Annotated in this window: 1 protein-coding gene; it reads left to right on the top strand. The window is 73.5% G+C overall.

What is annotated here, in order from left to right; all coding sequences use genetic code 11:
- Positions 1–83: 83 nt before the first annotated feature.
- Positions 84–986, top strand: a 903-nt coding sequence (locus tag C1J01_RS48290; protein ID WP_181449385.1) for a glycosyltransferase family 39 protein, incomplete at its 3' end; no start/stop codon positions are given.

Raw genomic sequence — 986 nt, 5'->3', positions numbered from 1 at the left:
GCGTACGGTACCGCCGATTTTCGCCAACCCATGACTTCGCGCCGGTGGGGGTGAGGGGTTGGGTTGGATACGCTCACTGATCGATGGAAGTGGATCGATCCGGCCGGATACTCGCCGCGATCACTGTGCTGCCGGCGTTGGCCGTGGCGGGGTGGCTGCTGGCGGGGCTGCCGCTGTTGATGCTCGGCCGGTTCGGAGCCGTGCCGGTCGCGCTGCTCGGCGTGGCGGCCGCGGCCGTGCTGGGCGTGCTCGGCACGCGGCGGCTCGGCAAGGTCGTCGAGGCGACGTCGCTGCAGATCGCGGGCATCCTGGCGGTGGCCGTGGCGTCGGGCGTGTTCAACGGCGTCATGCACAGCGAGCAGCTCGCCGTCCGGCGCGACCCCGCTACGTACGCCCTGTACGCCGACTGGATCGCCGCCCACGGCTCGCTGCCCATCCCGCCGCAGGCCGAGGCGTTCGGCGGCGTGGACCCCTGGCTGGACTTCGTCAGCATCGGTTTCTACGACGTCAAGGGCTCGGTGCTGCCGCAGTTCATGCCGGGCGCGCCGATGTTGTTCGCGATCGGCCACTGGCTGGGCGCGCCCTTCGTGGTCCCGGCGGTGCTCGGCGCGCTGGCCGTGCTGACCGTGGCGGGCGTGGTGGCACGGCTGGTGGGGGCGCGCTGGGCGGTGGTCGCCGCCGTGGCGGTCGCCGTGAGCCAGCCCATCCTCTACACCTCGCGTACGACGTTCAGCGAGATCCCGTCGCTGATCCTGCTGTTCGGCGGGCTGGCGCTGGCCTACGACGCGCTCACCGGCACGTCGGGGCGGCGGCTGCGCGGGCTGCTGGCCGGGCTGGTGCTGGGCCTCGCGGTGCTGGTCAGGATCGACGGGCTGCGCGACGTGCTGCCCGCGCTGGCGTTCGCCGGGCTGCTGATCGCGATGCGGCGCTTCGCCCGCCCGGAGGGCGTGGTGGGGCCGCCGCTGCTGGCGGGGCTGGTCGCCGGG

The organism is Nonomuraea aridisoli (genome assembly GCF_003236395.1).
Taxonomy (GTDB): Bacteria; Actinomycetota; Actinomycetes; order Streptosporangiales; family Streptosporangiaceae; genus Nonomuraea; species Nonomuraea aridisoli.
Note: the sequence above shows the minus strand (reverse complement) of the source record. Positions and strands in the feature narration are given on the sequence as shown.